The sequence below is a fragment of the Micromonospora sp. Llam0 genome (assembly GCF_003751085.1).
GTDB lineage: Bacteria > Actinomycetota > Actinomycetes > Mycobacteriales > Micromonosporaceae > Micromonospora_E.
The window spans coordinates 2,318,329-2,343,257 of sequence record NZ_RJJY01000002.1 but is presented as its reverse complement, the minus strand read 5'-3'; the positions used below and the strand labels follow the sequence as shown (position 1 = coordinate 2,343,257).

Genomic DNA, 24,929 nt, shown 5'->3' with positions numbered 1-24,929 from the left:
CACTTCACCGCCGCAGTGGTGAAGGGCGGGTTCTGGTGAGCCTGGCCGACGTAGGCGCCGCCCTGCGGGCTGTCATCGACGGCATCGAGCGTGAACGCCAGCGCGCCGCACAGGTGGCCGCTGCTCTCCAGAGCAGCCGCGACCGCCTTGCCGCGACGGTACGGGAGAGTCGCCATCCGCTTACCATGCGGGCGCTGGACGCGATCGCTGCGGCGACCGACCGTGTTCGGGAGGCCGACGACCTCGCCGCCCAGGCAGGAGAGGCCGCCAGGGGGTACGCCCGCGCGATGGGCATCGCCATCGCCGGCTCCGGCCAGCCGCACAGTGAGATCAGCCCGACGGGTGGACCAACCACGACACCAGCCACAGCCGAGGCGTCTCCTCCACTCTCGCCATGGGTCGACCACGCCGGAAGCCGGCTGCCGCGCCGTCCCGGCGGCAAGGGCCCCACCCACGGACTGCTCTTCGACGGCGACGGCACCTCGCTCACCGGAACACCGCTCACCCAGTCAGGAGGGCTTCTCCGTAGCGGCGCGGGCGCCCGGCGCCCGCGACGGGCTCCGACCTGACTGGCATCCACTGGCGCAGGGCACCCGTGAGCACGTGGAGGCACACGCCGCGGCGCTGCTACGCAAGCCCGGCGCGCCGAAGGAAGCGGTCCTGGTGGTCAACAAGCCCACCTGCGTCAGCCGAGGTGAGTACGTCGGCTGCGACGAGGTGCTACCCGGTATGTTGCCCGAGGGCAGCCGACTGGCGGTCCACGTGTCCGACGGAGCGACCACCAGACCGTTGAAGGTCTACACCGGCACAGGGGAGGGCATCGCGTCGTGAGCTATACCGTCTCCTGGGACGGTCCCTCCGCCGAGGAGCCGCACCGCGGCAACGAGGTCGCGGTGTCAACGGTTGAGGAACTGGACCTTGTCCTCGACCGTGTCCACGCGCAAGCGGCCGCCGAGGACCTGCCCTACGCGGTCCAGATCCACCGACCTGGCCGGCACGGCGCCATCATGATCGGCATCGGCCACCACGAACGGTCCTTTGTCGACTGGCTTGACCGCGGCCAACCCCACGGCAGCGGCAACCGCTACGCCATCGACCCAGACCTGGACCCAGCCGCCGAGACGATCGCCTTCGACTTCTACGGAGACTGGAGCGAGGTGCCACCCGACCGCACCCGCATCAGCCCGCACCGCGCCCGCGAGGCCGCCCGCGAGTTCCTCCGCACCGGTCAGCAGCCGTCGCTCGACTGGACCGCGGGCAGCCAGTGACGTACCAGGCCCTGACGTCGAAGGTGCTCGTCGTCGTCAGCGAGTTGCAACACCTCCTCGCGACCTGGACCGGCGCCTGCATCACCTGCCACCAAACCGTCAATCCCTCACCCCACAACAGACATCCACCGACCTAACAAAGCACTACTAGTGTCTCGTGATTCTGTTGCCTTTACGTGATGTTGTTGTGGTTCGCTGTCTTGGTGGAGTTGACATCGGACGAGCAGGTCGAGCTTCGGGCTCTGATCAACGGTGCTGAAGTGTCGGCGGCGGTCGGGACGCGGGCGCGGATCGTGTTGTGGCATGCCGAGGGCCGGCTGAAGAAGGACATCGCGGCGCTGGCTGGGGTGTCGCGTCCGACGGTGGACCTGTGGCTGGGCCGGTACGCCGCCGACGGTGCCGCTGGTCTGTTCAGCCAGCGGCCCGGCGGGGCTCGGGAGCAGGTCCCGGCTCGGATCCGGGCGCGGGTCCTGGCGTTGACCCGGATGAGTCCACCTCCTGATACCGGCCTGTCGCACTGGTCCAGCCGTGAGATGGCCGCCTACATCACGCGCACCGAGCGCGTACCGGTCTCTCATCACTGGGTGGCCAACCTGTGGCGCGAGCACGGCCTCAAGCCACACCGGTCCGGCACATTCAAGCTGTCGCGGGATCCGGCGTTCGCGGGGAAGGTCGCCGACATCGTGGCGCTGTATCTGGACCCGCCCGGTGGTGCGGTCGTGCTCAGCCTTGACGAGAAGACCCAGATCCAGGCCCTCGACCGGATGCAGCCGCTGCTGCCGATCGAGTTCGACGCCACCGAGAAACGCACCCACGACTACGTCCGGCACGGGACCACGAACCTGTTCGCCGCCCTGAACGTCGCCACCGGCGAGGTCGTCGGCGAGTGCCGCCCGTCCCGCAACGGGGCGGAGTTCCTGTCCTTCCTCCGCAAGGCCGTGGCCCCGCACCGCGGCAAGGAGGTTCACGTGGTGCTGGACAACCTGTCCACCCATACCACCCCCGAGGTGCTGGCCTGGCTGGACAAGAACCCGCACGTGCACTTCCACTTCACCCCGACCGGCTCCAGCTGGATGAACCAGATCGTGCGACACGCAAGTCGCATGAGTACAGCGACACTCATCGAAGGGGGTGCGGCGTGACGTCGCGGATGTAGTGTCCGGTCCCGTGCGCAAGGACCGTCCCCGCCTCGGCGTGCGTCGCGGGTAACCGCGGGGTGCGAAGCCCGGGGAAGGGCCCAAGGACTCCTGTTCCATCCAGGGGTTACCGGCTGGGGAAGACCGGACGGGTGAACGCAAGTGAACCCTCGATGACGCCTCGTCATAGGCACTTCCGCTCGATGGGACGCGCCAGCGGGAGACAGGGGCCAGCCGTTGCAAGGCGGCAGGTGCCGCTCGGAGGAATCTAGCCGGGCGGGAGCGCACCACCGTCCCCGGGGTTCAGAGGGCGCCCTACCCGGTCGTATCTGTCTCATGCGGAACGTGACAACCCCGATGGGGTCCAGACGGACAGTGATTCGGCTGGTAGGCCGCCTGTGAGGGCGGACGATGTCCCAGCGGGCGCAGGACGACCCGAGAAGCGAATGCCGGTGGCCGAAAGGCAGCGGGAAACCGGCGGCGGTGATGCTGGCTCCTCCGCCAGCGGTCGCCGGATAACCGGCCGGATAAGGGCATGTGCCCTGGCCTGAAAGGGCGCTGACGCGGGTCGGGTGAGCCTGCGGAGCTACTGCTGACCACAGCTTCGGAACCGAAGGGCAAGTTAGACACGATGACAGCTCATGCCTTCGCTTTGGCGATGGCGGCTCTCGACGTGAACGGACCGGAGGACGATCCTGCTGGCTGGGACGCCATCGACTGGCGGACCTGCGAGGACAACGTACGGCGGCTACGGCAGCGGATCTTCGCGGCGTCGCGGGACGGGGACCTGAAGAAGGTCCGGAACTTGCAGAAGTTGATGCTCCGCTCGCGCAGCAACGCCGTGGTGGCGGTGCGGCGGGTGACGGAGCGCAATGCTGGTCGCAGGACGGCCGGGGTGGACCGGCAGGTCGTGGTGACTGGGGAGCAGAAGGCCGAACTGGCCGACTGGATCCAGAACGACGCCAAGCCGTGGACTCCCCTGCCGGTCAAGCGCGTGTATGTGCCCAAGAGCAACGGCCGCCGTCGCGGCCTCGGGATTCCCGTGATCGCTGACCGGGCGCTGCAAGCCCTGACGGTGAACGCGTTGGAGCCCGAATGGGAGGCCCGGTTCGAGCCGAAATCCTACGGCTTCCGACCGGGTCGTGGCTGCCACGACGCCATCGTGGCCATCCACACGACGTCGAGCCGCACCGACGCCAAACGGCTGTGGGTGCTCGACGCCGACCTGGCGGCGGCGTTCGACCGGCTCGACCACGACCACATTTGCCGGTCGCTGGGCTGGTTCCCCGGACGGGGACTGGTCCGGCAGTGGCTGAAAGCGGGCGTGGTCGAGGACGGCCGGTTCACCCCCACCGGGGAGGGCGCTCCCCAGGGCGGGGTGATCAGTCCGTTGCTCATGAACGTTGCTCTGCACGGCATGGAGGTTGCGGCCGGGGTCCGCTACCACGTCACCGGCACCCGTGCCGGGAAGACGATGGACGGTTGCCCGGTCGTGGTCCGCTACGCCGACGATCTGATCGCCTTGTGTCACTCCCGTGAGCAGGCCGAACAGGTCAAGGCGGCACTGGCCGGATGGCTGGCGCCCAGGGGTCTGGTCTTCAACGAGGACAAGACCCGGATCACGCACCTGACCGAGGGCGTGGACTTCCTGGGGTTCAACATCCGCCGCTACCCCAACGGCAAGCTGCTGACCAAGCCGAGTAACGACGCGGTGCGACGGATCCGCAGACGCCTGTCCGTGGAGGTGCGGGCCCTGCGCGGGTCCAACGCCGACGCGATGATCGGCAAGCTCAACCCGATCATCAACGGATGGTGCGCCTACTACCGGATCGGGGTGTCCAAACGCGTGTTCAACGCGCTGGACGCCCACGCGTGGAAACTGGTCTACAAGTGGGCCAGGTTCACCCACGCGAACAAGCCGAGACGCTGGGTGGTAGCCCGGTACTTCGGCGAGTTCAACTCGTCCCGGCGTGACAGGTGGGTATTCGGGAGCCGGGAAACCGGCTACTACCTGCGCAAGTTCGCCTGGACTCCGATTGTCCGGCACCGGATGGTCGCAGGGACGGCGTCACCCGACGACCCGACCCTGACCGACTACTGGACCCGGCGGCGTCGCCGCAGCAATCTCCCGGTGGACATCACCACGCAACGGCTCCTGCGAGCCCAGCACGGCCGGTGTCCGATCTGCCGAGACCTGCTGCTGCACGCCGACCACGAGCCGCGAAGCCCACGTGAGTGGGAACAATGGCTCACCGCCACCCGCAGAGCGGTCCGCAGACACGCGGTCACCGTCTGGGGAGCGGGAACACCGGACGAACGCGTCGCCAACCGCCTCATACACACCCACTGCCACCGCCGGACCACCAGCAACGGCAGCCCAGCACTTCCGCCCACCCGCGAGCCTCCAGGGCTTGCTTGAGCCGGTTGCCCGGAAAGCGGGCACGGCCGGTTCTGAGGGGGCCCCGGCGCAGCAATGCGCCGGGGCTACCCGACGAGACCTGGTTCGGCATCATCACCCGACAGGCCATCCGCCGCGGGACCTTCTCGTCCGTCCAGGTCCTGATCCGCTCCATCCGCGACTACATCACCACCTGGAACGCCAACCCCCGCCCGTTCCAATGGACCGCCACCGCCGACGAGATCCTCGCCAAAGTCCAACTCGTACAGGCCAGCATCAAGCAACTCGTCGACAACAACGCCAAGTAAACACATCAGGATCACGGGACACTAGGCCGTTCGGGATCACCCCCGCGTGCGCGGGGAGCAGCTCAACCAGCCGCCGCAGCCGCAGGGCCAGCCGACATCACCCCCGCGTTCGCGGGGAGCAGCACTGGACGGCGCCGGGAGGGAAGGCCCATCCGGGATCACCCCCGCGTGCGCGGGGAGCAGATCGGATTCGAGGGCCCGCAAGCTTTCGAGCTGGGATCACCCCCGCGTGCGCGGGGAGCAGGAGAGCGCGGATGTGCCGGTTCGCGGTGGACAGGGACCACCCCCGCGTGCGCGGGGAGCAGACCGACGACGAGGTCACCCTGCTGGGCGACACGGGATCACCCCCGCGTGCGCGGGGAGCAGGGTGAGCCGACCATCCCGGCCGACTGCATCCTGGGATCACCCCCGCGTGCGCGGGGAGCAGGGCACGGTCGTCATGCGCACCACCGCGCGGGTGGGATCACCCCCGCGTGCGCGGGGTGCAGCCACTCCACCCAGTTGTCAAGCCCCGGGTTTGATGGAGAGTCGGTTATCTGGTTTTCAGGGGTGTGGTGACCGGTTGGGTCATCGCGTGTAGCGCTTCGTACTCGGCGGGCGGGACATGTCCGAGTTCGCCGTGCAACCTCCGGTTGTTGTACCAGTCGATGTACTCGACGGTGGCCATCTCCAGGTCGTCGAGGCCGCGCCACGGACCCCTGTTGCGGACGAGTTCGGCCTTGTACAGGGAGTTGAACGCCTCGGCCATCGCGTTGTCGTACGAGTCGCCCTTGGAACCGACCGAGGCAACCGCGCCGGCCTCGGCGAGCCGCTGGCTGTAGCGGATCGCTCGATATTGGACTCCCCGGTCGGAGTGGTGCACGAGTCCGCCCAGATCAGCGTCCTGGGCGGTACGGCGCCAGATCGCCATCTTCAGCGCGTCGAGGGCCAGATCCGTGTAGAGCGACGTGGAGACCTGCCAGCCGACGATCATCCGGGAGTACACGTCGAGGACGAACGCGGCGTACACCCAGCCCACGGCGGTGCGCACGTAGGTCAGGTCGGCTACCCACAGCTGGTTCGGCCGCACCGCGGTGAAGTCGCGGTTGACCAGGTCAGCGGGCCTGCTGGTCTCGGCAGCGGGCCGGGTCGTACGCGGCGACTTGTCGCGTAGCAGCCCGCGCAGTCCGGACTCGCGCATCAGCCGTTCGACCGTGCACCGGGCCACTGGCACGTCTCGGCGGTGCAGCTCGTGCCAGATCTTGCGGGCCCCGTAGACGCCGTAGTTGGCCGCGTGGACCTGTTCGATCATCGCGGTCAGCTCGTCGTCGCGCCTCGACCGGGCCGAGGCTGGAAAAGGATCACCCCCGCGTGCGCGGGGAGCAGTCGCCGCGTCCGACGTAGGGGACGGGGGCGCGGGGATCACCCCCGCGTGCGCGGGGAGCAGAGCTCTTGCCGGGTGTAGAACGGGTTCGGCTTGGGATCACCCCCGCGTGCGCGGGGAGCAGCCGCGACGTGCTCCAGCAGTACTCCCAGGGAGGGGATCACCCCCGCGTGCGCGGGGAGCAGTTGGTGTCCTCCATGAGGGCCACGGGCTCGTCGGGATCACCCCCGCGTGCGCGGGGAGCAGGTCAGTCAAATTGGTGATGACGTTGCTTAGATGGGATCACCCCCGCGTGCGCGGGGAGCAGCCCTGGTGAGCGGGTCGTAGGTTCGTGAGCGCGGGATCACCCCCGCGTGCGCGGGGAGCAGCGGCCAGCCCATGTGCGCGAGGTTGGTGCGGCACGGATCACCCCCGCGTGCGCGGGGAGCAGAATTACGGCATGACGCAGACGATGCACATCCGGGGATCACCCCCGCGTGCGCGGGGAGCAGGGTCGGCGACGCGGGGCGGTTCCGGTGCTGGCGGGATCACCCCCGCGTGCGCGGGGAGCAGGACGACACACCCCGCCACTCGTCGTTGGTGATGGGATCACCCCCGCGTGCGCGGGGAGCAGGGCCTCGGCCAGGCCGAAAGCGGCTTCCAAAAGGGATCACCCCCGCGTGCGCGGGGAGCAGCCGGGCATCTTGAGGTGGGCACGTTCCACACGGGGATCACCCCCGCGTGCGCGGGGAGCAGCACGTCCACAGTCGGCGACCCCACCGCAGCCGCGGATCACCCCCGCGTGCGCGGGGAGCAGTTGGCGAGGTACACCGCCAACAACTGGAAGATGGGATCACCCCCGCGTGCGCGGGGAGCAGCGACGGGCTCCGGCCGCACGATCGCCGTCACCGGGATCACCCCCGCGTGCGCGGGGAGCAGGGTCTGCCGATGCCGACCACCGTGGTCACGGCGGGATCACCCCCGCGTGCGCGGGGAGCAGGTGACCGGGTCGGCTGCCGGCTGTGCCGCTTCCGGATCACCCCCGCGTGCGCGGGGAGCAGGACGTGTTTCCGTCGCGGCGGCTGCCTGCGGAGGGATCACCCCCGCGTGCGCGGGGAGCAGGTGGTTCGCGCACCGCGCCGGCTGGGATGACGAGGATCACCCCCGCGTGCGCGGGGAGCAGCCAGGCCGCCCAATGCCCGCGCCGCCGCAGTGGGGATCACCCCCGCGTGCGCGGGGAGCAGCGCCGCGCTGGTGTGGATTCACCCGGTCGAGTGGGGATCACCCCCGCGTGCGCGGGGAGCAGTAGCCGGCGTCCTGCCCTGCCTGGGAAAGCTTGGGATCACCCCCGCGTGCGCGGGGAGCAGGCGGCGGCCCGGCTGGCGCAGACACCACTGTCGGGATCACCCCCGCGTGCGCGGGGAGCAGCTGCCGGCGGGTAGCGGGTTCCTCTGGCATCAGGGATCACCCCCGCGTGCGCGGGGAGCAGGCTGGCTCGCGCCAGCTTCGACATCAACGGCGGGGATCACCCCCGCGTGCGCGGGGAGCAGCGGTGGCCGGTGTTGGACAGGGTCACGAGAACGGGATCACCCCCGCGTGCGCGGGGAGCAGCCGCGTTTGCAGCCGTCCGGGTAATCGGACCAGGGATCACCCCCGCGTGCGCGGGGAGCAGGGCACCATGAACGTCCGCGACTCGACCTGCTCCGGATCACCCCCGCGTGCGCGGGGAGCAGCTGGACAGTAGATGCCCCGCCACCCGCAGCGCGGGATCACCCCCGCGTGCGCGGGGAGCAGGGGTTCCGGGTCGGGTTCGGGCGCGTCGACCGGGGATCACCCCCGCGTGCGCGGGGAGCAGGGACCGGGGCGGTGACCGCTGATGTGGATGTGGGGATCACCCCCGCGTGCGCGGGGAGCAGGGATGTCAGCAGAGCTGGCAGGTCGGCCGGGTGGGATCACCCCCGCGTGCGCGGGGAGCAGGTGGGCGGGTTCGGTGGCAGGTCGTAGCCGCTGGGATCACCCCCGCGTGCGCGGGGAGCAGGCGTGTCGTGCGTGCCGGCAGAGGTGCTTCTTGGGATCACCCCCGCGTGCGCGGGGAGCAGGTCCCTGCTCGGCTCGCCCGCTATGAGGCGTTGGGATCACCCCCGCGTGCGCGGGGAGCAGATCTTGCAGGTGCATCGGATCCTGAAGCGGGCGGGATCACCCCCGCGTGCGCGGGGAGCAGGAGCGGTACACGTCCAGCACATGCCGCAGCACGGGATCACCCCCGCGTGCGCGGGGAGCAGGCTTGCTCTGCTCGACGCGGGCAGCGGCGCTGGGGATCACCCCCGCGTGCGCGGGGAGCAGCGCTGTGGCCGCTGTCCCCGCACTACCCGCACGGGATCACCCCCGCGTGCGCGGGGAGCAGCGGCTGACCTGGTCCTTGAGCGAGCTGCCGCCGGGATCACCCCCGCGTGCGCGGGGAGCAGTCAGAGGTCACCTGCATGTACCCCTGGCTCGTGGGATCACCCCCGCGTGCGCGGGGAGCAGGGCTGCCACACCGTGACGCTCACCGCCGCCCGGGGATCACCCCCGCGTGCGCGGGGAGCAGGCGCTTGTCGTGCCACACGTGCACGGCGGTGCGGGATCACCCCCGCGTGCGCGGGGAGCAGGTCCCTGCTCGGCTCGCCCGCTATGAGGCGTTGGGATCACCCCCGCGTGCGCGGGGAGCAGGTACAGGTGGGCGGCGCGGGACGGTGACCAGCGGGGATCACCCCCGCGTGCGCGGGGAGCAGGGTATCCCGATCCTGAACGAGGCCCGGGACCGGGGATCACCCCGCGTGCGCGGGGAGCAGCCTGGCCGACATGGCAGAGAAGGCGATCGCGGCCGGATCACCCCCGCGTGCGCGGGGAGCAGGACTCCACCTATCGCGAGTCGGGGCAGCTGGCGGGATCACCCCCGCGTGCGCGGGGAGCAGGACCTGGTCGACCCGCCCAGCCCACGCGACCTGGGATCACCCCCGCGTGCGCGGGGAGCAGGAGCCCCGGTTGGACAGTCGCAGAACCAGGGCGGGATCACCCCCGCGTGCGCGGGGAGCAGCACCCTCGCCGGCTACCTCGCGGCCGGCGACGAGGATCACCCCCGCGTGCGCGGGGAGCAGGGTGTCTGCAGACCGCACTGTCCGCCGGACTGGGGATCACCCCCGCGTGCGCGGGGAGCAGATCACCGACCGCTGCCCCTGAGCAGGCAGGACAGGATCACCCCCGCGTGCGCGGGGAGCAGCCCCAGATTTCCAATTAGGGCCGCCGCCACCGGGGATCACCCCCGCGTGCGCGGGGAGCAGGGGCGGTCGATGAACAGCAGGTGCTTCCACTGGGGATCACCCCCGCGTGCGCGGGGAGCAGCCGAATCGTCATGGTGGCGGTTCGAGGACTTGGGGATCACCCCCGCGTGCGCGGGGAGCAGTGGGACGGCAAAAACTTCATGGACTTCTCCGAGGGATCACCCCCGCGTGCGCGGGGAGCAGGCCTGGACGATCACCGCCCCCGACTCGGTGGCGGGATCACCCCCGCGTGCGCGGGGAGCAGCTGTCCGGCGGTGAGCGGGCCACGCACAGCCTGGGATCACCCCCGCGTGCGCGGGGAGCAGCGACGTGATGCGCATCCTGCTGATGGGTGGCGGGGATCACCCCCGCGTGCGCGGGGAGCAGTCCCGCCGAGAGTTCAGCGTGGTGCCGAGCAGCGGATCACCCCCGCGTGCGCGGGGAGCAGCGGTGTCCCCGGCCGCTGACGTCGCCGTCGACGGGATCACCCCCGCGTGCGCGGGGAGCAGCCCCGTCGACGCCACGGCGGCCGCCGGTGCCGGGGATCACCCCCGCGTGCGCGGGGAGCAGACGTTGTTGCCGAGTGGTCGGAGGGGACCGGGGGGATCACCCCCGCGTGCGCGGGGAGCAGCCGTCCGGGCGCTGTGCGGCGGCGGTCTCGTCGTGGATCACCCCCGCGTGCGCGGGGAGCAGGACGGGTCGGTGGAAGTGGTGTCGGTCGAGGAGGGATCACCCCCGCGTGCGCGGGGAGCAGAGCGCATCCAGGAAGGTCAGGGACTCCTTGACGGGATCACCCCCGCGTGCGCGGGGAGCAGCTGCTGCGCGGCCTTGAGGCCCGAGCCGGCGAGGGATCACCCCCGCGTGCGCGGGGAGCAGGCTTTCTCGCGCTCTTGCTTGAATCCATCCCCCGGATCACCCCCGCGTGCGCGGGGAGCAGCGACTGACCGCGCCGGACAGCGGGAGCGTCAGGGGATCACCCCCGCGTGCGCGGGGAGCAGCAGTCACCACCGAGCAGGCTGGCCTCGGTCGCGGGATCACCCCCGCGTGCGCGGGGAGCAGACCGAGCTCGGGCTGGGCCACAGCGCCTATGCGGGATCACCCCCGCGTGCGCGGGGAGCAGCGAAGGCCTTGGACGCCGCGCTGACGCAGCTGGGGATCACCCCCGCGTGCGCGGGGAGCAGTTCCGGGTCTCCTTGGACGGGGAATGGGAGACGGGATCACCCCCGCGTGCGCGGGGAGCAGTGGCTGCCGACCATGGACGTCCAGCAGACCGAGGGATCACCCCCGCGTGCGCGGGGAGCAGTTGTTGACCGTTGACGGAGACGGCAACATCGTGGGATCACCCCCGCGTGCGCGGGGAGCAGTGCAAATGGACGCCGCCGCTAATTTCCAGGACGGGATCACCCCCGCGTGCGCGGGGAGCAGACCGACAGCTGGGCCAACGTCACCGGTGGCGCGGGATCACCCCCGCGTGCGCGGGGAGCAGTGGGAGTGGGACTGCTGCGACTGGTCTCCGTCGGGATCACCCCCGCGTGCGCGGGGAGCAGCAGCCAGGATCTGGTGTGGGAAAAGGGGAACGGGGATCACCCCCGCGTGCGCGGGGAGCAGGCGATCTGCCGCGACCCGACCACCGACGAGCCAGGATCACCCCCGCGTGCGCGGGGAGCAGGGCATGGATGGTGCTGTTGATGTTCCGCCCGTGGGATCACCCCCGCGTGCGCGGGGAGCAGCTAATAACTCGCCCTCATAACAGGGGACCCCCTGGATCACCCCCGCGTGCGCGGGGAGCAGAGTTCGCCGAGAACGAGCGTCACAGGTCACCACCGGATCACCCCCGCGTGCGCGGGGAGCAGAACCGCTCGAAGCCGTCGACGCCGGCTGAGGTGGGATCACCCCCGCGTGCGCGGGGAGCAGCGGTGACCGGCCATCTAAAAAAACAGGAGACTGGGATCACCCCCGCGTGCGCGGGGAGCAGACAACGTCGCGGCCGTTCCGCACGTCGTGGTCGGGATCACCCCCGCGTGCGCGGGGAGCAGTCGGTGCTGGCGTCGTTGACGAACTGGTAGCAGGGATCACCCCCGCGTGCGCGGGGAGCAGGGCGTGAACCGCAGCTCCGGATCCCGGGCGAGGGGATCACCCCCGCGTGCGCGGGGAGCAGGGTTGAGACGGGTGACCCCACGCACTTAGCCGTGGATCACCCCCGCGTGCGCGGGGAGCAGGCCCGCTGCCCGACCCGTACTACCGGCGGGGAGGGATCACCCCCGCGTGCGCGGGGAGCAGGCCGATCAGCCAGACGACTCGGCGTGGGCGACGGGATCACCCCCGCGTGCGCGGGGAGCAGGGCGCCACCCTGATCAACATGGAGTTCCTGCAGCTGCGGATCACCCCCGCGTGCGCGGGGAGCAGAGTTGTCTCGGTCAGCGCGTCCACCGCAGCCCCGGATCACCCCCGCGTGCGCGGGGAGCAGATCGTGGTCGCCCTGATCGGCCGTAGCCGGGTGGGATCACCCCCGCGTGCGCGGGGAGCAGATGGCATTCTTCGGCTTCCGTCTGCCCGGCCCGGGGATCACCCCCGCGTGCGCGGGGAGCAGCGAGGTGGTGGCGGCTGCGGGCGAGGGTCCAGGGGATCACCCTTGCGTGCGCGGGGAGCAGGTCCTGGTCCCCGTCGTCGCCCTGGTCCCGCGCGGATCACCCCCGCGTGCGCGGGGAGCAGTTCCTGGTCCGTCGTGATGTCGCCCGGTTCTGGGGATCACCCCCGCGTGCGCGGGGAGCAGAACTCACCCGGCGCACCTACCAGGACGCCATGGGGATCACCCCCGCGTGCGCGGGGAGCAGAGGCGTTTTTCACCTCCCACGTGAGGCCCGGCGGGATCACCCCCGCGTGCGCGGGGAGCAGTGGCCACGCTACCGGCGTACCTCCGGCTCCCGGGGATCACCCCCGCGTGCGCGGGGAGCAGTCGACTTGACGCGACCCCCAGCGAACGTTAACGGGATCACCCCCGCGTGCGCGGGGAGCAGACTGCCTGTCGGGCGGCCCGCTGCCGGTGTGCGGGATCACCCCCGCGTGCGCGGGGAGCAGGGAGCAGGGAACAGGGAACAGGGGAGGGATCACCCCCGCGTGCGCGGGGAGCAGTGTACAACTTGTTCGACTGGGGCAGCGCGATCGGGATCACCCCCGCGTGCGCGGGGAGCAGGGTACGACGGGTTGCGCAACATCTTCTTCACGGGATCACCCCCGCGTGCGCGGGGAGCAGAAAGCGAATCCCTCTATATAATCCGTGGACCCGGGATCACCCCCGCGTGCGCGGGGAGCAGGGCTCGGATGCGTTCTGGTTCGCGGTAGACGAGGGATCACCCCCGCGTGCGCGGGGAGCAGGGGCGCTGATCAGCCGCGGTGCGTCCAGGAGAAGGGATCACCCCCGCGTGCGCGGGGAGCAGCATGCATCGTTCCTGGCTGTAGCGCCGAAAGTGGGATCACCCCCGCGTGCGCGGGGAGCAGACGCCGAGTCCGTCGGCGATCCTCTCAAGGTCGGGATCACCCCCGCGTGCGCGGGGAGCAGTACGCGTTGGTCACGCCCGCGAGCTTGAAGAAGGGATCACCCCCGCGTGCGCGGGGAGCAGATTCGTCGGGGTGAGACGTCGGCGGCCGAGGAGGGATCACCCCCGCGTGCGCGGGGAGCAGGGACCGGCCCCCTCACCCGCACCAGTTGAAACAGGGATCACCCCCGCGTGCGCGGGGAGCAGGCTTCTTGACCTGCAGTTTTAGAGATCAACTTTCCCGATTTTGTTCACTTTGTTTTGGGCTGCCGCCCGAGAGGTCCCCGCGTCCCGCGCCGCGTCGTCCGAAGCGTCGGCGCTTTGAGGCTTTGCTCCATCCCTGAGCTAGGGCGGGGTTGTGGGTCTTCCGCTCGGTGGGTCGGCGTATCAGGGTGATGCCGTCGAAGTCGACTGGGTTCCAGTGGTGGTCGTGCACGTCGAAGCTGAGCCGCTGTTCGCTTGGCTTTTGGTAGACGAGCAGTGCCCGTCCTGGTCCGGCCATCTCGATGACCTTGGTCCAGAGTCGGTGCCGGATTCGGCTGTTGACGTGGCCGACGTAGACGCCGGCGGAGATCTCGAGGAGCCACTGGGTGAGGTGGCCGCGTAGTCCTTCCGGGCATGCGGTGAGGATGATGACGGTCATCAGAAGTCGACTTCGGTGCTGTAATTGCGTCCGCTGGTGAGTTCGTATCCGTCCTCGTCCCAGAGGCGTACGGCGTCGTTCTCGGCTTCGTCGTCGAGCCATGCTTCGTCGATGGGTCCGCTTGGACCTGGAGTGAGGAGGAGATTTCGGATGTCCCGTACGCATCGGTCGAGGAGCGTGCCGTCGTGGACGCGGTTGCGGACGGCGCGGCGGGTGTCTGGGCCGATGTCGGTTGATCCGCTGGCGGCGATGTCGAAGGCGACGGGGATGGTGAGTTCGGCTTTGTAGAGGTCGGCGATGTCGTAGACGAAGGACCGGTCGTGGCCGGTGTGGACGAAGCCGAGCCCTGGTGAGGCGCCGATGGCGACGATGACGGCGTGCACGATGCCGTAGAGGCAGGCGTGGGCAGCCGATAGTGCCTGGTTGACCGGGTCGCCGCTGGTGAAGTCCTCCGGGTTGTAGTCGCGGTTGTTCCAGGTGACGCCGGTGCGTTTGGCGTGTTCGCGGTAGCAGCGGCGTACGCGGGCTCCTTCCTTGCCGCGGAGTTGCTGCATGGTCAGGGTGGTGGTGTCTTCGCCGGGGAAGCGCATCCGGTACATCGCGCGTGCTACCTGAAGGCGGCGGTCACGGTGCGAGACGGCGGTGGCCTGGGCGACGAGTAGCCGGCTGGATCGGGCGAGTGGGCGTCCGTGCGCGTAGTAGCGGACGCCGTGCTCGCCGACCCAGACTGCGGTGGCGCCGTTGTCGGCGAGGAGCATCATGGCCTGTTGGGTGATGCTGGTGCCCGGGCCGAGCATCAGTACGCCGAGGGTGGCGGCCGGGATGTGGACGACGCCTTGGGCGTCGGTGGCGGTGATTGCGTTGCTGTCGCGGTGGATGACGCAGCGTTCGAGGTAGAGGAAGCTGAGTCGGTCCTGTGCGCGGTTGAGGTCGGCTAGCTCCGCCGGTGGGACACCGGGGATGTTCACGGGCTGGCCTGGGTGGGGGCGAGGGTGAGCAGGCCGCAGCCGTAGGCTTTGGCGTGGCCGATTCCGCTGGTCAGTGCACGACGGAAGAGATCGATGTCGATAATTTGGAGGATACCGTCGTACGTCGCGGTGGTGAGGGTGACGGTGCCCAGGCCGCGTTTGAAGGTGTGGTTCTGGCGTTGGTGCAGTCTCAGGTTCGGGTGGCCGTCGTGTTGGCTTGCCAGGGCGAAGCCGTGTTGTTCGGCTCGTCGGGTCAGCCATTGGACCTGTTCTGGTTCGCGTAGGTGGCCGAAGCGTTGGGTTTCCTTGGCGTCGGCGGTCTTTCGCCCGCTGTGGGTCGGGTTGGCGGTGAGCCGGAACGCCCACTCCTGGCCGGGGCGCAGGGAGGCGAGCAGCCCGTCGTAGTCGCGGGTGGTCCAGGTTTCGGTGGTGGGCCAGCCGGCTTGTTCGACCAGGTGGGTGAGGTCGGGTCGGCCGGGGCTGACGATGTAGAGGTGCACGGTGGCGGGGGCCGGGGTGTCGAGGCGCCAGAGCGTACGGGCGCCGGGGCGTTCATAGCTTGCGGCGTCGGCGAAGGCGGCGCGGACCGCTGCGTGCATGGCGTGCGGTGAGGAGAGCAGCTTACGCGCGCCACGGCGGGCGGGGTTGATCCGGAGACGGGTGAGGTACATGCTCAGCCTCCCAGCAGGCTCAGCGGGTCGTGTTCGGTGACAGCGGCCCGTTCAGCGAGGTCGTTGGTGATGTCGACGTGCTGACGCAGCACGGATCGCCAGGTGTGCTGCCGATGGGCGGGGTCGAAGCTGATCGGCTCGTCGGGCACGGTCTCGGTGACGGGTTCACCCGGGCGGGCGTCGCGGATGATTTCCAACCGGACGGTGCGGGCCGCCTTTTCGCGGTACCACGTGGGTGCGAGCCACGGCCATTGTGTGAGTGCGTCGTCGAGGGTGGAGTCGTGTACGCCGAGGTTGATCGGTCCGGTTGGTGGGCATGAGCGCCGGCCGAGGTAGAGGGGGAACCGTGGCCGGTCCAGTGCTTCGGCCAGGCCGTCGAGCAGTTCCTGTTCGCCGTTGACGGCGGCGAGGAAGGTGGCGTCGGAGAGGGAGAAGCGGTAGGTCAGTGGGGCGCTGCGTTCGCCGTTGAGGGACCGGGCGGTTTGGAAGTCGCGCAGGATCTGTCCGGGCTGGTCGAGCCGTACGCCGAATTGCAGGCCGAGTAGTTCGGTGAGTGGTTCGGTGCGTCGGATGCCCTTGGCCGCGGCGAGGAGGCCGATCACTCCGCTCTTGGTGGGTGCGATCTCGGTGCCTCGGCGGGCGAAGCGGCTGGATGAGCCCCAGGACTGCAGGGGGCCGGCAAGTTTCAGCAGCAGGACGCTCATGCTGTCACCCCGCTTCGTGGCTCGCCGCCGTGAGGCGCCTGTGCTGCGCGCGGTGGCTGGTTCATGCTGGCTGGCCGAGCGCCGTTGTGACCTGCTCTCCCACGCTGGTGACCAGTTCGGTGAAGCTGACTGCCTTGCCGAGGTCGGCGAGGACCGCGGTCTTCTCTCCGACCTGGGTGACCCAGCTGCCTGTTGGCCTTTCCCCGTAGGCGTTCTCGACGTCGGTGGTGTGCTTCGCCAGCGCTTCGGCGGCCAGTGCGATCCGCCCGGCGGTGTTCGTCTCGCGGATGGGTGTTTCGAAGGCGCCGACGAGGTTGATCGGCTGGGTGTCGCGCAGCCGCACCAGTACGGCGTCGGGCAGCGTGCGGTGGGCGAAGGTGTTCTGCTTGCCGGTGGGCATGCTGCGGGCGAACGCGGTGAGGAACGCTTCGACGGCGGCTCGGGTGGCCGTGGCGTCGCCGAGGGTGCGGTGGAGTGCGTCAACGTCGATGGTGGCGTAGCGGTACAGGGTGGAGGAGTTGAACTCGATGGTGCCGATCATGCCGGCGCCGGTTTCGGCGGCGTCGGCCTTGCGGTCGTCGACTGCGGTGAAGTAGTCGAATTCGTTGTCGACGGCGTGGACGCTGATGGCGTGGGATACCTGGCAGGCCGCGTCGACGTTGATGTCGGTCATGTCGGCCACCATCCGACCGAACATCGCGATGTCGACGGAATGCTCGGCGGCGGCCAGCTTCTTGAACCGGGCCTTGTCGAGGGCGGTACCAGTTCGCGAGGCTTCCAGCGCGGCGGCGGCGAGGTTGTCCAGTTGCCGGTGGCTCAGGAACAGCAGGTAGCCGGATTCGACGTCCTTGAGCTCGCCCTTCTTCTTGTCGACCTTGGCGAGGCCGGCGGCCACGAAGGTGTCGGTGGCCAACGCGGACGCGGCCTCCGCGGACAGGCTCGGGTCGAGGGCACGGATCCGCGCGGCGAGGGATTCACCGACACGCTTGGTGCGTTCGCCGAGCTGTGAGCGGTCGAGCAGGTCGGCGAACGCGAGCCGGATGGCGCGCTTCCACGCCTGGCTGGACACTCGGGCGCGGCGTACGCCGCCGTAGACGGCGGTTTTCGGCGAACCGGTGTCGTCGCGGTTGAGGTTGCTCGGGGGTACGGTCTGCAGGGCGTACACGTCGATGATGGTGCGGCTCATGATGGGTCCTCCTCGGGAGATTCGCTGGCGGGGGCGTCGGGGTCTGCGCTGGGTCGGGTGCGGAAGAACTCCCGGCCCCAGATGGCCTGGACCGTGGGGCAGCCGGCGGGGCCGCGAAGGGTTTTGAGGTCGTCGGCGAGCAGGCCGTAGTCGAGTGGGATCTGGTGTTCGCGCAGCATCGTGATCAGGCTGCGCAGGTGGTAGATGCTCTCGTGGTAGGTGCTGGCGGTGCCGAGGGCGGCGAAGCGGCGGCGTACTCCTTCGGGTCCGGCGGACCTGCGGACCAGTTCGGCAAGTGCCTGTCCCAGGCCTCGCCCGTCGGCGTGCATCCGTTCCCGACGGGACTGCTGGTGGAGCGCGTACAGGGTCACCGCGTCGTGTACGGCGTGCTCGGCGTCACTCGCTTCGGCGTCGTCGGCGGGCCGGTGGCCCAACAGGTCGTCGGGGATCTGCAGGTAGCGCTCCAGGGTGAAGTCGAAGCCTGGGTCTCGGCCGATACCGCGCCGTAGCCGGGCCAGGGCGCTGATTGCCTCGGGCTGGGGTGGGGTGTTCAGCACCCGGACCTGAAGGGTGCCGACTGTCCGGGCGACGTGATCGCCGAGGTCCTTGCGGCGCCGGGACCACGTCCTTCGTGTGGCCGTCGATGGGTCGGTTTCCACTACCGTCATGCTGCTTCCTCCTGCGTCTGGGATGGAGACTCGGCCGCCATCGGCAGCGCCTTGGCCAGGCCGGTGCGGAACCACGCCTCGGCCTGTGAGCTGGAGTAGTGCACCTCCTTGCCGGCGTGGTCTTTGCCGGACCGGCCGGTCCATGCCTTCGGGCCGGCCGCTTGGAGCAGGTCGCTGCCGAGGCGGGCGATGGCCCGGCGGACCAGCCGCTGCCATGCCGCGCGCTCGGCCGCCGGATCACTGCCGGGTCCCAGTCGGGCCAACCAGTCTCGGAAGGCGCGGTCCAAAAGGGCGTACGCGCGTTCGGCGGCCCGGTCGGCGTCGCCGCTGTCGGTGTCCCGGCTACCGGCTGCGCGGGCCAGGTTGTCGGCGAGCCGGCGTAGCACCCTCACGGCCTTTTCGGCGTCGCCAGCGGCGTCGACTGCCGCCGCACGTTGTGCCGAGTCTTCGACCAGCAGCAGCACGTTCATGGTCAACGCGTCGCTGAACACCTCGTCGACCACTGACTGCTTGGCGCCGTAGGTGATGCTGGTGGCGCGGGTGCGGGTCTGGAACCGCGGGTCGATGACGCCGGTGACGGTCAGCCTGGCCAGCCACTGCACCACCATCGGTGACAACCGCTGCGGCGGCTCTGAGCCGGGCGGTGGCGGTGCCGGGAGCAATGTCTGCAGACCGCGCCACAGTGCGCGGCTGTGGTCGTGTGGCCGGGGCAGGTAGATCGGAGTGCGTTTCTGTTCGCGCTCCTTGGGCTGGCTGCGTCCCCAGACGCTCATCGGTTCCAGCAGGTGCCGGTCCTGCCAGTCGAACCGGTCGCCGTTGCAGATCATGGCGCCGGTGATGCCAGCGGCATCGCCGAAGAGGCGGATCCGGCGGGACTGCCAGGTGTAGAGGCTGAGTAGACCGTAGGGGCCGCGGGCGGCGTCGGCCTCCTCGGCGGCGGTGTGTGGCTCGCGTTCCCACACCGGCAGGTCCCGTTCGTCGGAGACCTGCCACCCGGGTGCGATCGGCACCAGGTTCAGCAGCAGAGTTTCCCGCAGGTTGGCGCCCTCAAGGTGGACACCGCCCAGCCAGCCCAGCGAGCCGGCGCCGATCGGGTAGCCCTTGCCGCCCGTGGCCCGTGGGTCTCCGACCGCGCCGGATTTGATGCCGGACGGGTCGTACGCCTGGCTGTGCACCAACCAGCGGGCCGCCTCGGCGGGCGTGATCGAGTCCATTCCCGATCCGGCGCGGGTGGTCAGGAAGGGCATGCCGTTGGGTACGTCGGCGATGAGGCGTTCGAGCCCGTAGGTGTTGTCCTTCTCCGCGCGCAGGTCCGCGACCTGGTAGAACGGCTGCTTCGGGTGCAGCAGGTCGAAACGGTCGCGGAAGGTGCCGAGGTAGTCGGCGATGTCGTCGACCGGCAGCCGACGGTCGCGCCACAGGGCACGCCAGGCGGCTTCACCGGGCGGGCCACCGGTGGTGCGGTGCAGGATCGCCAGGGCGAGTCGCAGGATCGCGAAGGTCTGCGTCGGTAGCTCGCAGGCGATCATGCGTACGTCGTCGGACTGCTCGAACAGACCGAGCAGCGATACGTCCCGACGCTGGCCCGCAGCATCCAACACTGGAATCCATGCTGCGTCGATAAGGGAGTACTCGGTGGTGTGCGGTGATCCGGTCACCGGCGTCACCTTTCGTTTGATCGTCGGAGTGACTCAGGTCGCTGCGCGGGTGACGCGCAGCCCTTCATCCGGGGCGTAGTGCAGGTCGAAGCCCGCGACGGTCGCGAGGCCGGCTGTGTCGATGTCGAGCACGAGCTCGCCGGCCAGCCAGGGGTCGTCCTGCCAGGCGCTGAGGTCATTTCGGTGTTCCAGTTCGGCGATGACCTCGTCGATCACGTCTGCGGAGGTCATCGCTCGGGGCAGTGGCAGGGTGCAGCGCGCGATCATCCGAGGCAGTGGTCGGCGCGGCGGGCTGTCGGTCGGCACTATGGTGCTGGCGTGGTCGATCCAGGGCGGCAGGATGAGACCGTCCGGTGTGCGTACCAGGAGCAGGACCTCGAGGGATTCGGCGTCGGTGTCGCGGACGTGGCCTTGCGCGACGCGGTCGTCGGCGTTGCCGACGCCGCCGGAGAGCCAGCCGATGAGGGGTGTCCCGGGCTCGGCGACGCCGGCGAGGCGGAAGCCGTCGGCTTTCATCTCCTTGGCGGCGATCTCGTCTTGCTGCTTCGTTTCTGCCTCGATCATGGCCGGCTGCCAGGACGCCGGGCCGAGGGGCGCGTCGTCGTAGGCGGTTTGGGTGATCGGTGCGATGTCGGCGGGCAGGCGCAGTGGTGTGCCGTCCAGGTGCGGGAGCAGCACGGCGGCGCTGCGCAGCAGGGTCGCCAGTTGGTAGACGCGACGGGAGCCGGTGACTGGTTGTGGCGGCTCGGTGGTCCAGTCGGCTCCGGTGATCCAGCAGGTCGGTGCCGCGAGCCGGGTGGGGCGGTTCTCACGCGGGTGGCGGTGGAGGCGGCCGATGCGTTGCAGGACCAGGTCGACGGGGGCGAGGTCGGTGATGAGCAGGTCGAAGTCGATGTCGAGGGACTGCTCGGCGACTTGGCTGGCCACCACCACGTGCCGGTGGGGGCGGCCGCCGCTGCCGGGTGGGCCGAAGGTGTCGCGGAGCCACCGGTCCTTGGCGGCGCGGTCGAGGGCCATGAAGCGGGAGTGCGCCACCGACACCGGTGTGTCCGGGCCGAGTGCCGCGCGCAGCGCGGCTGCGGTGTCCTGGACTCGGGCGACGGTGTTGCGGACCACGAGCGCGCAGCCTCCGTCGGCCAGTTGCTCGCGGAGCAGACTAGCCAGTGTGGGCAGGTCGTCGTCCAGCCGCCGAAGGGTTACCTGGAGGCCTCGGCCGGAGTCGGCGCAGGTGGTGGCGCTGGCGCCGCGTTGCGGGGTGGAGGCGGTGATCAGGGGGTAGCGCAGGTCGGTGCGCAGCGCGGCGTACGGGTCGGTTCGCGGTTTGCCGCGGTCGCGCCAGGTCAGCGGGGGCGGGGGGCCGTGGCGGCCGTCGTCGTAGGCTCTCATCAGCTCGGCGCGGCGGTGCGCGGGTAGCGTCGCGGAGAGCACGATCACGGGTACTCCGTGAGCGCCGAGCCATTCGAGGGTGCGGTCGAGGAAGCGGTTCATGTAGACGTCGTAGGCGTGGGCCTCGTCGATGACGACGACCTTGCCGGCGAGGCCGAGGTGGCGCAGCACGAGGTGTTTGCTGCGCAGCGCGGCGAACAGCAGTTGGTCGATGGTGCCGACGACGAAGCTGGACAGCAGTGTCCGCTTCGGTCCTGCGAGCCAGGTGTGCACGCCGATGTCGGTGCCGCCTTCGTCCTGGGCGATACCGCTGGGCAGTGAGGTGGTGCGCAGCCGGTCGTAGTCGGGGTTGAGCGCTGCCTTGCCGTGGGCGAGTCGGACGTCCCGGTCGCCGCGGCCGATCTGGACGTCGGGCAGTCGGCGCAGCCAGGACAGCATTCGGTTGAACATGGCGTCGCTGGTCGCGCGGGTGGGTAGCGCCAGGTAGCAGCCTGATGCGCCGGTCCGGCGGGCGATGATCTCCACGGCTGCCAGGGCCGCTTCGGTTTTGCCTTCCCCCATCGCCGCCTCGATGATCATCATACCAGAAGTGGGCATGACCTCGGCCAGGTCGGCGGCGGTGCGTTGCACCGGGCGTGGTGCCGCGCCGGCGGGTAGCGCGAAGCGGGTCGCGAACAGGTGGTCCACGCTCGGCGGCGGTGCGGCCGGCTGCCAGGGGGTGGGAAGGTCCAGTAGGTCCCAGCCGGTGTGCAGGCGGCGGGCGTCGGTGTCGTGCAGGAGGTAGGGGAACAGGTTTTCGTTGCTGGCGATCCAGTCGGCGACGATGACGAGGCCGGTGAGGACGGCCTGCGTGGGTTGTGACAGCGTGACGGTGCTCCAGTCGTCGAGTCGTTCGGCCACGCCTGATCGCTGCGCCATCCAGTCCAGTAGTTCCTGTTGCACGTGCCGCCAGGCGTCGTCGCCGAGCAGGTGGGGGCGTAGTTGGACGTCGCGCAGGCCCTCGTCGGTGGGTGGCACGCCGTGGTGGCCGCCGACGATGACGGCGAAGGGGTGGGGGTCGGTCCAGTTCTGTTGGTCCAGCCAGTGGGCCAGCACGATGTGCCCGGCGGTGGCGTGGGGGGCGTACCGGCGGTCGGCGCGGATCAGGTCCCGCTGGTAGCCGAGCCCGTGGTCGCGCATGCGTTCAGCGAGGTTGCCCGCCTGGTGGGCGAAGGCGGGCGTGGCCTTACCGATGTCGTGCACGCCGGCGATCCAGACGGCCAGAGTGCGGCCGTCCGCGTCGCCGCCGGGCAGTTCGTCGGCGATGCGTCGACGAACCGCGGGGCCGAGCCAGTGGTCCCAGAGTTGTCCGGCCACGTCGGCGGTGTCGGCGAGGTGGCGCCACAGCGGCAGCCACCCGACTGGTGAGGTGCCGGTGCGGTCGGTCTTGCCCCACGCGGCGCGGGCGGCGGCGCCGAGGGTGGGGGCTTCGGCGTGGGTGCGGCCGGTCATTGGAGCGCCGGCAGCAGTGGGCTGGGTGCGCCGGTGTGTGACAGGTAGAGCACGTCGCGGGCGCGGGTGAGTGCGACGAACAGCAGGCAGCGTTCCCGTTGCAGGTCCTGCCGGTGGGCGTGGGGGTCCTCGGTCGCTGAGGTGAGCGCGTGGGGTGCCGGCAGGATGCCCGCGTCGAGTCCGACGACCGCGAGGCACTGAAACTCGAGACCTTTCATACGGTGCATGGTGGCCACGTGCACCCCGTCGATGCCGCGCTTGTCGTCGGCGACGGGGATGTGCGCCTCGGTGAGGATCCTTCTGATGCTCTTGACGAGTTGTCCGGTGCGGACGGCGACGCCGATGGCGTGTGGCTCCACACCGTGGTCCAGCCAGGTGCCGACCCTTTCGATCAGCGCTTCGCATTCGCCGTCGCGGCTGTCGTAGGCGGATCGTTGGGGCATGCCGCCGCGGGTGATGGAGCGGTAGCCCCGCAGGGTGTCGTCCTGCCCGTCCAGGCCGATGGTGGCGTCGCCGCCGAGGACCTTGACTGACAGGTCGAGGATTTCGTGGGTGGTGCGGTAGTTGACGGTGAGCCGTCGGGTTCGCCCACGGACCTCGATGCCGAGCTGGGCGAGTGAGACGTGGCTGTCGTAGATGCGCTGGTGCGGGTCGGCGAGCAGGAACATGTCGTTTGGTCCGGGGGCGGCCAGGGCGCGCAGCAGCCGCCATTGCGCCGGGTGCAGGTCTTGGCCTTCGTCGACGACGACGTGTCGGTAGGGGGCGGGGGAACGGCGGGCGATCTCGGCGGCGTCGTCAGCGAGCTGGGTGTGGGTGCGCAGGCGTCGCTTCGCCAGCTCCCGGGACACACTGTCGATCGCCGCCCACACCTGCTCGCGCTGGTTGGCGCGCAGGCCCGTGCCCCGGCCACGGCGTGGGGCATCGCGGTAGGCGGCCAGGTCGGTCAGCTGGCGTGCCAGCACCACCTGTTCCCACTCGTGCTTGAGGAACGCGGCGCTGACGGTGGCGACGTGTCCCGCGCGGTTGATGTAGGTGGGCCCGTTCTTCGCCGCGGCGTCGCACAACTGGTCGATGGTGTCGCTGTCGGCGACAGTGGGTCTTCTGCTGTCGCGGGCCACGATCTCGTAGGCCAGCTTGTCGACACCGATCACGTCGATGCGTGCCCGCACCGCCGGGTCGGTGGTGAGCCGGTACAGCTGACGGGTGAGAGCGTCGGCGAGGGCCCGGGTGAACGTGGTCAGCAAGACCTTCTCACCGTCGGGCAGCCGCTCGGCGAGGAACACCGCACGGTGCAGGCCGGTCACGGTCTTCCCGGTACCGGCGCTGCCGGTCACCAACGCGGGACCGCTGTAGGTGGGGCGGTAGGCGATGTCGCGTTGCGTCGGATGCAGGAAGGTGCGCCACACGTCGAACGGGTAGGCGAGGATCGCGGCGAGTTCCACCGGGCCGGAGACGAAGGCGATCCGCTCGGGAGTACGGCGGGCGGCGGTCAACAGGTCGTCGGTGTCCACACCAGACAGCGTTTCTCTCAATACCTCCAACCGCACCTCTTCGACTGACAGTCCACTGGCCAGGCCACGAAGCGCGTCGAGCTGACTCTCCGGCAGCCGTCCGGCAAGGCTTTCCAGCTGTCGGTCGGTGGCGATGACGCGCAGCAGCGGCATCAGGTCGGCGTCCACGCCGAGTCGCCGCAGGTCGGCGGTGGAGACGCGCCCGAACAGCGCTTCCTCGGCGGGTCGCGGCGGCGTGGTGCGGGTGAACTCCTCGATCCCCGCCTGGTCACGCATCTCCAGCACGCCGAGGACCTGATTGACGGTGAACCGCCGGCTCACCGCGAACGTGATCGCGTCGTCGTGCGGTAGGACGTTGAGCAGCGCGTACCTTTCGGCCCCGAGGGAGAGTACGACGCCGCGATAGAACTGGTCGATACGGATCGTACGGATGTTGTCGTCCCGCGCCCCGACCAGTTTCTCCAGGTGCAGGCCCGCGTGGGTGTGTTCGGCGAACTTGCTGATGGCGGCTTCGACAGCGCGTTGCACCGGGCGCTGCAGCCTGGCGTAGGCGGGGAGGAAGTCCCGGCCGATGGCCAACTCAGCCATAACCATCCCTTGTCGACAACCCAGGCGGAGCCAGGGCTGATGGTCGGAAGTGTCGCGCGTCGGACACGGCTGACCGTGTCGATCGCGAAGCATGGCGGTGGCGCACCCGGGTCGGGGTCAACGCCGGCCAACATCAAAGCATCTTGTGAACCTAATTTGCAAGGCATC

General features: G+C 70.0%; 14 protein-coding genes, 2 pseudogenes and 1 CRISPR repeat array. Of the genes and pseudogenes, 6 read left to right on the top strand and 10 right to left on the bottom strand.

Annotation, left to right across the window (positions count from 1 at the left end):
• Positions 1 to 35: 35 nt before the first annotated feature.
• The 6 genes and pseudogenes from EDC02_RS40640 to EDC02_RS37875 all read left to right on the top strand — a co-directional run.
• Positions 36 to 569: a hypothetical protein gene (locus tag EDC02_RS40640; protein WP_158632455.1), complete on the top strand. Its 534-nt coding sequence runs from the start codon at positions 36 to 38 to the stop codon at positions 567 to 569.
• A gap of 10 nt (positions 570 to 579) precedes the next feature.
• Positions 580 to 831, top strand: coding sequence for a DddA-like double-stranded DNA deaminase toxin (locus tag EDC02_RS40635; RefSeq protein WP_255500684.1), 252 nt, complete (start codon positions 580 to 582; stop codon positions 829 to 831).
• Positions 828 to 1,268, top strand: coding sequence for an Imm1 family immunity protein (locus EDC02_RS37890; RefSeq protein WP_158632453.1), 441 nt, complete (start codon positions 828 to 830; stop codon positions 1,266 to 1,268). The genes EDC02_RS40635 and EDC02_RS37890 overlap by 4 nt, the downstream gene beginning before the upstream one ends.
• Positions 1,269 to 1,471: 203 nt before the next feature.
• Positions 1,472 to 2,410 (top strand): IS630 family transposase, encoded by a 939-nt coding sequence (locus EDC02_RS37885; RefSeq protein WP_233606639.1) that lies wholly within the window; start codon positions 1,472 to 1,474, stop codon positions 2,408 to 2,410.
• Positions 2,411 to 3,035: 625 nt separating this feature from the next.
• Complete coding sequence (gene ltrA / locus EDC02_RS37880; RefSeq protein WP_123600919.1) at positions 3,036 to 4,823, top strand: group II intron reverse transcriptase/maturase; 1,788 nt, start codon at positions 3,036 to 3,038, stop codon at positions 4,821 to 4,823.
• Positions 4,824 to 4,897: 74 nt separating this feature from the next.
• Positions 4,898 to 5,110: pseudogene (locus tag EDC02_RS37875) on the top strand (IS630 family transposase); the annotation flags it as partial.
• Positions 5,111 to 5,642: 532 nt separating this feature from the next.
• On the opposite strand, the pseudogene EDC02_RS37865 reads toward EDC02_RS37875, so the two are convergent.
• From EDC02_RS37865 to EDC02_RS37820, 10 genes and pseudogenes are all read right to left on the bottom strand, one after another.
• A pseudogene (locus EDC02_RS37865) lies at positions 5,643 to 6,428 on the bottom strand (IS3 family transposase); the annotation flags it as partial.
• 18 nt (positions 6,429 to 6,446) lie between these two features.
• Positions 6,447 to 13,494: a CRISPR direct-repeat array (repeat unit 29 nt; unit sequence GGGATCACCCCCGCGTGCGCGGGGAGCAG).
• Between the two features lie 25 nt (positions 13,495 to 13,519).
• Positions 13,520 to 13,930 (bottom strand): type I-E CRISPR-associated endoribonuclease Cas2e, encoded by a 411-nt coding sequence (cas2e, locus tag EDC02_RS37860; RefSeq protein ID WP_123606882.1) that lies wholly within the window; start codon positions 13,928 to 13,930, stop codon positions 13,520 to 13,522.
• Positions 13,930 to 14,898: a type I-E CRISPR-associated endonuclease Cas1e gene (gene cas1e / locus EDC02_RS37855; RefSeq protein ID WP_123606881.1), complete on the bottom strand. Its 969-nt coding sequence runs from the start codon at positions 14,896 to 14,898 to the stop codon at positions 13,930 to 13,932. The genes cas2e and cas1e overlap by 1 nt, the downstream gene beginning before the upstream one ends.
• Positions 14,895 to 15,569: a type I-E CRISPR-associated protein Cas6/Cse3/CasE gene (cas6e, locus tag EDC02_RS37850; protein WP_123606880.1), complete on the bottom strand. Its 675-nt coding sequence runs from the start codon at positions 15,567 to 15,569 to the stop codon at positions 14,895 to 14,897. Before cas6e ends, cas1e begins: the two co-directional genes overlap by 4 nt.
• A 2-nt stretch (positions 15,570 to 15,571) precedes the next feature.
• The gene (cas5e, locus tag EDC02_RS37845; protein ID WP_123606879.1) at positions 15,572 to 16,273 is read right to left on the bottom strand and encodes a type I-E CRISPR-associated protein Cas5/CasD; all 702 of its coding nucleotides are present in this window, start codon (positions 16,271 to 16,273) and stop codon (positions 15,572 to 15,574) included.
• 61 nt (positions 16,274 to 16,334) lie between these two features.
• A complete protein-coding gene (gene cas7e, locus EDC02_RS37840) occupies positions 16,335 to 17,459 on the bottom strand; it encodes a type I-E CRISPR-associated protein Cas7/Cse4/CasC (protein WP_123606878.1) in 1,125 nt (374 codons plus the stop codon).
• The gene (gene casB / locus EDC02_RS37835; protein ID WP_123606877.1) at positions 17,456 to 18,127 is read right to left on the bottom strand and encodes a type I-E CRISPR-associated protein Cse2/CasB; all 672 of its coding nucleotides are present in this window, start codon (positions 18,125 to 18,127) and stop codon (positions 17,456 to 17,458) included. The genes cas7e and casB overlap by 4 nt, the downstream gene beginning before the upstream one ends.
• Complete coding sequence (gene casA / locus EDC02_RS37830; RefSeq protein WP_123606876.1) at positions 18,124 to 19,785, bottom strand: type I-E CRISPR-associated protein Cse1/CasA; 1,662 nt, start codon at positions 19,783 to 19,785, stop codon at positions 18,124 to 18,126. The genes casB and casA overlap by 4 nt, the downstream gene beginning before the upstream one ends.
• Before the next feature lie 33 nt (positions 19,786 to 19,818).
• Complete coding sequence (gene cas3, locus EDC02_RS37825) at positions 19,819 to 22,662, bottom strand: CRISPR-associated helicase Cas3' (RefSeq protein WP_123606875.1); 2,844 nt, start codon at positions 22,660 to 22,662, stop codon at positions 19,819 to 19,821.
• Entirely contained in the window at positions 22,659 to 24,761 is a 2,103-nt protein-coding gene (locus EDC02_RS37820) for a UvrD-helicase domain-containing protein (RefSeq protein ID WP_158632452.1), read from the bottom strand. Before EDC02_RS37820 ends, cas3 begins: the two co-directional genes overlap by 4 nt.
• Positions 24,762 to 24,929 lie beyond the last annotated feature (168 nt).